Genomic DNA, 7,316 nt, shown 5'->3' on the forward strand with positions numbered 1-7,316 from the left:
AAAGCCGGAAAGGGCGAGCGTTCGTCCTCTTGGCCTCCATCCGCCTAATGACCCGAAAGCTCTGTCAGAAAACATCATGATGCCGGACAGACTCTAACGGAACCTTGCTGCTCCCGGTAGAGAGAGGTCCGCGAGCAAGGCGCGTCGGTCGCGCCGCCGCTCCGGAAAATCGCTCCAAGAGGTTCGCAGCGCCGGGCCTTCCAGACAATCAGTACGAAGCGCGGCCTCGCGATGCGGGGAGCCGAGGGGATACGTCATGGCCGTTTACGATCCGACGATGGTTTCTAACGACCTCGTCTCGGGCACCGAGGATACGGCTTACACCGTCACCAAGGCACAGTTGCTCGCCGGCTGGTCCGATCCCGACGGCAAGGAATTGTCGGTGACGGGGCTCATGTCCTCCAGCGGCACGGTCGTGGCCAACCCAGATGGTTCCTACACCATCACTCCGGCTGCCAATGCCAGCGGCCCGGTGACGCTGAGCTACGGCGTCAGCGACGGGCTCAACACGGCTCAGGCCACCCGCGGCTTCACGCTCGCTGCCGTCAACGACGCGCCGGAGCTCTCCGGTACGCAGGCGACGCTGGCTGTCGGCATGGAGGACACCGTCTATACCGGCCAACTCTCCGACCTGCTGGTGGGGTTCACCGATTTCGACGGCGAAACGCTCTCAGTCAGCGGCCTCAGCGCCGACCACGGCACGGTGACTATCAACGGCGGCACCTTCACGCTCACGCCGGCTCAGGATCACAACGGCCCGGTCACCCTGAGCTACACCGTGGGCGACGGCACGGCGAGTACGCCCGCCTCTCGCACCCTGACGCTCACGGCCGTCGACGACGCGCCCTCGTTCAACGCGATCGGCACCGGCACCGGCGTGGTGCTCACCCCGGTCGGCACGGGCGGTGCCGTCGGTCAAAGCGTCACGGTGCAGGCGGACGGCAAGATCCTCGTCGCGGGTACCGACTCCGCCAGCGGCAGCGGCAGCGGCGCCGATTTCACGGTGGTGCGCTACAACATCGACGGCAGCCTCGACACCGCGTTCGGCACCGGCGGCAAGGTGCTCACCCCGGTCGGCCCCGGTGCTTCGAACGACCTGAGCTACAGCGTCACGGTGCAGGCGGACGGCAAGATCGTGGTCGCGGGCTACAGCGTGGGCAACGGCAGCAGCGCCGATTTCGCGGTGGTACGCTACAACGCGGACGGCAGCCTCGATACGAGCTTCGGCCCGGGCAAGACCGGCACGATCGCGACCCCGGTCGGGACCGGTGCGTCGAACGACTACGCCTACAGCGCCACGGTGCAGGCGGACGGCAAGATCCTCGTCGCGGGCAACGGCATCGGCGCTCGCGACAACGACTTCGGGGTCGTGCGCTACAACAGTGACGGCAGCCTCGACACCACCTTCGGCACCGGCGGCAAGGTGCTCACCCCGGTCGGCGCCGACTCCTTGCTAGACGCCGCCTACAGCATCACGGTGCAAGCCGACGGCAAGATCGTGGCCGCGGGCACCGCCGGCGACTCTCGCGGCAACGTCTTCGCGGTGGTGCGCTACAACGCCGACGGCAGCCTCGACACGGGCTTCAACGGCACCGGCAAAGTGGTCAGCGCCATCGGCGGCACAGCCCAAAGCGTCACCGTGCAGGCGGACGGCAAGATCGTCGTCGCCGGCACCAGCGTCGGCAGCGGCTTCGCTCGCGATTTCGCGGTGGTACGCTACACCGTCGACGGCAGCCTCGACACCACGTTCGGGCCGGACGGAACCGGCACGATCCTCACTCCGGTCGGCGCCGGTGCGTCGCAGGATTTCGGCTACAGCGTCACGGTGCAGGCGGACGGCAAGATCGTCGTCGTGGGCTCCGGCCAAGGTGCCGACGGCAGCAGCGACTTCGCGCTGGTGCGCTACACCGCCGATGGCCGCCTCGACACCGGTTTCGGCCCGAACGGGACCGGCAAGGTCCTCACCCCGGTCGGAGTCGGCGCGTCGTACGATGAGGGCCGCAGCGTCACGGTGCAGGCGGACGGCAAGATCGTCGTGGTCGGCCAGGCCACGGGCAACCGCGGACAGGACTTCGCGGTGGTGCGCTACAACGCCGACGGCAGTCGCGACACCACGTTCAACGCACCGAGCACGCTCGGCGGCACGGCGGCCTACACCGAGAACGGCGCGGCCGTCCGGCTCGACACCGACGTCGCGCTCTCCGACGTCGAACTCGACGCGCTCAACGGCGGGCTCGGTGACTATGCCGGCGCCAGCCTGACGCTCGCCCGGCAGGGCGGGGCCAGCGCACAGGACGCGTTCGGCTTCCAGCCCACCGGCTTCACCGTCTCGGGCCACAGCCTGCTCGACGCCCACGGCAACACCTTCGCCAGCTTCACGAACGCGAACGGCACGCTCGTCGTCAGCTTCACCGGCACGGGCGTGGCGACCTCGGCGCTGGCCGACGCGGTGGCGCGCGCCGTCACCTACGCCAACACCTCCGACACGCCGCCGGCCTCGGTGGCGCTCGGCTGGACCTTCTCGGAGGGCGGCGCGGGCGCACAGACCGTCACCGGGCTCACCACGATCGCGGTCACGCCGCTGATCGACGTGACCGCGATCACCGCCACCGCGAGCCGCGCCGGCACGCTCAGCGCGGGCGACACCGTCACCTTCACGCTGACCACCGAGCTGCTCCTGACCGCCACGGGCACGCCCCGACTCACCTTAAGCAACGGCGCCAGCGCGCGCTTTTCCGGGCTCGACGCCGCCAGCAAAGCCACCTTCACCTACACGGTCGCGACCGGGCAGGATACGACGGACCTCACCGTCATCGGCGTCAACCTCGACGATGGCTCGCTGAACGGTCCGGCGAAGCTCGGCTTCGCGCCGGCGACGAGCGTGCCCATCGGCAGCATTTCGTTCAGCGTGGCCCCCGCCGACCTGGACGGCGACGGCGATCTCGATCTCGTGGCTTCCAACTTCAGCAGCAACACCGTCTCGGTGTGCCTGGGCGACGGCAAGGGCGGCTTCAGTGGCACGACTGAGGTGCCCGTCGGCAGCAATCCGATCGGCGTGGCCCTCGCCGATATCAACGGCGACAGCAATCTCGACATCCTGGTCGCCAACTACAGCAGCGGCTCCGTCTCGGTGCGCCTGGGCGACGGCAAGGGCGGCTTTAACGGCGGGACCGAGCTGCCCGTCGGCAGCAGGCCGTACGACGTGACCCTCGCCGACGTGAACGGCGACGGCCGGCTCGATCTCGTGGCCTCCAACTCCGGCAGCAACAGCGTGTCGGTGCGCCTCGGCGACGGAACGGGCAAGTTCAGCGGCACGGCCGATGTGCCCGTCGGCAGCACTCCGTTCGACGTGGCCCTCGCCGACGTGAACGGCGACGGCAAGCTTGATCTCGTGGCCGCCAACGCCGGCGGCAACAGCGTGTCGGTGCGCCTGGGCGACGGCAAGGGCGGCTTTAACGGCACGACCGAGGTGCCCGTGTCCGTCGGCGGCACTCCGTACGGCGTGGCCCTCGCCGATGTGGACGGCGACGGCGATCTCGATCTCGTGGCCGCCAATTACAACACCAACAGCGTCTCGGTGCGTCTGGGCGACAGCAAGGGCGGCTTTAACGGCACGACCGAGGTGCCCGTCGGCTTCAGTCCGACCAGCGTGGCCCTCGCCGATATCAATGGCGACAGCCATCTCGACATCCTGACCGCCAACTACGGCAGCAGCAGTGTGTCGGTGCGCCTGGGCGACGGCAAGGGCGGCTTTAACGGCACGACCGAGCTGCCCGTCGGCAGCCAGGTATGGGGCATGACCCTCGCCGACGTGAACGGCGACGGCCGGCCCGACATCCTGACTGCCAACAACGGCGCCAGCAGCGTCTCGGTGGTGCTGAACAAGCCGGTCGCGGGGATTGGCTTCGACCCGACCAGCGTCTCCGGCGCCACGCCCGGTGCCACGACCAACGTCGCCATCGATGCCACCGCGCCGGTCCTGACCGACCCGCGGGCGTCGCTCACCGACGGCACCGAGGACACTGCCTATACCGTGACCAACGCTCAGCTGCTCGACGGCTGGAGCGATGCGGGCTCCGCCATCCTGAGCGTGTCGGGCCTGACCGCATCCAGTGGCACGGTGACGGACAATCTCGACGGCACCTACACCATCACCCCCGCGGCGGACGCCAACGGCCCGGTGACGCTGAGCTACGGCGTCAGCGACGGGCTCAACACGGCCCAGGCCACCCGCGACTTCACGCTCGACGCCGTCAATGACGCGCCGGACCTCTCCGGCACGCAGGCGACGCTGGCTGCCGGCATGGAGGACACCGTCTATACCGGCCAGCTCTCCGACCTGCTAGCCGGCTTCACCGACATCGACGGCGACACGCTCTCAGTGACGGATCTGAGCGCCGACCACGGCACGGTGACGATCCGTGGCGGGACCTTCACGCTCACGCCGGACAAGGACTACGCCGGCCCGGTCACGCTGAGCTACAGCGTCAGCGACGGGCTCAAGACGGCCCAGGCCACGAGCAACTTTGCCCTCGCTGCCGTCAACGACGCGCCGGAGCTCTCCGGCACGCAGGTGACGCTGGCTGCCGGCACGGAGGACACCCTCTACACTGGCCAGCTCTCCGACCTGCTGGCGGGCTTCACCGACATTGAGGGCGATACGCTCGCGGTGACGGGTCTGAGCGCCGACCACGGCACGGTGACGATCCGTGGCGGGACCTTCACGCTCACGCCGGACAAGGACTATGCCGGCCCGGTAACGCTGCGCTACGGCGTCAGCGACGGCACGGCCGTCACGTCCACGAGCCGGACGCTGACGCTCGCGGCGGTGAACGATGCGCCTGTCGGCACCGACGACGCGATCGCGCTGGTCCAGCGAAGCTCGGTGGCGGGCGATGTGCTCGGAAACGACCTCAACCCCGATGGTGGCACGTTGAGCGTCATTTCGATCCGGGCGGTGACCAGCGGTGCGACCACGACGGCCGTCGACGGCGCCACCGTGATCGCCGGTCGCTACGGCACGTTCATCCTGCAGGCAGACGGCCGCTACACCTACGACGCCGATGTCGAGGGCCGGATCGCGGTGGGATCCAGCGCCGTCGACGACTTCCTCTATACGCTGACGGACGGCCAGGGCGTCGACAGGTCCGCGCATCTGCGGGTGACCGTCACCGGCTCGGGCCAGGGCGATGCGGGCGACAACATCTTCCTGCTGACCGGCCCCGGGACGAGCGCCTCCGGCTATGACGGCGCCGACAGCTACTACGTCGACAACGTCCACGACCGCGTGGTCGAGGCGGCGGGCGCCGGCAGCGACACGGTGCTGACGAGCGTCAGCTACACGCTGGCGGCGGGCCAGGAGATCGAGACGCTGAGGACCACCAACGACACGGGGACCGCCGCGATCAACCTCACCGGCAACGAGATCGCCAACACCCTGGTCGGCAATGCCGGCGCCAACACGCTCAACGGCGGCGCGGGCGCCGATCAGCTCTACGGCAGGGACGGCGACGACATCTACGTCGTCGACAACATTGGCGATCGCGTGTTCGAAGCCGCCCGCGGCGGCGCCGACACGGTGGTGACCAGCCTGACCTACGCGCTCCTGGCAGGCCAGGAGATCGAGACGCTGAGGACCGTGAACGAAGTCGGGACCGAGGTGATCGACCTCAGCGGCAACGAGTTCGTTAACAAGCTCGTCGGCAATGCCGGCGCCAACACGCTCAACGGTGGAGCCGGAGCCGACCTCCTCTACGGCAGGGGCGGCGACGACAGCTACATCGTCGACAATGTCGGCGACCGCGTGATCGAGGCGACGAACGGCGGCAGCGACAGGGTGCTGACCAGCGTGAGCTATGCGCTTCTGCCGGGCCAGGAGATCGAGACGCTGAGGACCACGAACGACGGCGGGACCCAGGCGATCGATCTCACCGGCAACGATCTCGTCAACAAGCTGGTCGGCAATGACGGCGCCAACGTCCTCGATGGCGGAGCCGGAGCCGACACGCTCTACGGGCGAGGCGGCAACGACAGCTACATCATCGACCATGCCGGCGACCGCGTGGTCGAGGCGGTCGACGGCGGTATCGACACGGTGCTGACCAGCGTGAGCTACGCGCTTCTGCCGGGCCAGGAGATCGAGACGCTGAGGACCACGAACAATGCCGGCACCGCGGCCATCAACCTCACCGGCAACAACTTCGTCAACAAGCTGGTGGGCAATGACGGCGCCAACGTACTCAACGGCGGCGGGGGGGCCGACCAGCTCTACGGCAGGGCCGGCGCCGACACCTACATCGTCGACAATGCTGGCGACCGCGTGTTCGAGGCTGCCGGAGACGGTGCCGACACGGTCCAGACCAGCGTGAGCTACATGCTGACGGCAGGCCAGGAAATCGAGACACTCAGGACCGTGAGCGAGGCCGGAATCCAGACGATCGACCTCACCGGCAACGAGCTCGCCAACAGGCTCGTCGGCAATGCCGGGGCCAACATCCTCGACGGTGGAGCGGGCGCCGACTTCCTCTACGGCAGGGGCGGCAGCGACACCTTCGTGTTCTCGTCCGCCCTCGGCCCGAACAACGTCGATCGCCTCGCCGACTTCTCGGCGGCGGACGACACGATCCAGCTGGCTCGGGCGGTGTTCAACGGCCTCGCCGCGGAACAGCTCGGGGAGGCCGCGTTCAAGGATCTCGGCAATCTCGGTGCGGTGGTGGATGCGAACGACCGCATTCTCTACAACCACAACACGGGCGCGCTCTCCTACGACGCCGACGGCAGCGGCGCGGCCAGCACCGCGATCCAGTTCGCCGTCATCAGCACGAAGGAAACGCTCACCCACCTCGACTTCCTGGTGGCCTGAGCCGCGCGACACACCCTGGCCGAACCATCCCGTTCGGTCAGGGTGTTGGCCTGCTGCCGGTTCCGTGGACACCCAGTCTGGGTGTCATGATGGAACCGGAGGTGTGGGATGCAGCGTCGCAAGTTTAGTCGTGAGTTCAAGGTCGAGGCGGTTCGGCTGGTGAAGCAGCGAGACGTTTCGGTCGCGCAAGCTTCCCGTGATCTGGACGTTCACGAGAACCTCCTTCGCAAATGGGTGAGGGAGTTCTCGTACGATCCGGCCGTTGGTCGTATCCCAGGCAGTGGTGTAGCTGAGGGGTGGTCGTCGGCGGTTGCCGGGTAGGGTCGGGTTGCGACGACCAACCCCGAACCCGAGAGCCCCCCGATGACCGACGAGATCATGGCCCTGCGCGGGCTGATGGAGAAGAGTGCCGACGCTGATCTGCTGCGCGAGATGATCGGTTTTGCAGCCGAGC

General features: G+C 68.2%; 1 protein-coding gene and 1 pseudogene. Both read left to right on the forward strand.

The features are described from left to right. Nucleotides 1-256 precede the first annotated feature (256 nt). Nucleotides 257-6,862 carry a cadherin-like domain-containing protein gene (locus ACFQ4G_RS21585; RefSeq protein WP_379041080.1) on the forward strand — a complete coding sequence of 2,202 codons (6,606 nt, stop codon included), beginning with the start codon at nt 257-259 and terminating at the stop codon, nt 6,860-6,862. A gap of 108 nt (nt 6,863-6,970) precedes the next feature. Continuing rightward, nucleotides 6,971-7,147, forward strand: a pseudogene (locus ACFQ4G_RS21590) (transposase); the annotation flags it as partial. Nucleotides 7,148-7,316: the final 169 nt, after the last annotated feature.

It is taken from the genome of Methylobacterium marchantiae, from assembly GCF_042679825.1.
Classification (GTDB): domain Bacteria; phylum Pseudomonadota; class Alphaproteobacteria; order Rhizobiales; family Beijerinckiaceae; genus Methylobacterium; species Methylobacterium marchantiae.

Excerpts from the sequence above, each read along its gene's own strand:
- ACFQ4G_RS21585 (WP_379041080.1), top strand. The coding sequence starts at position 257 with ATGGCCGTTTACGATCCGACGATGGTTTCTAACGACCTCGTCTCGGGC.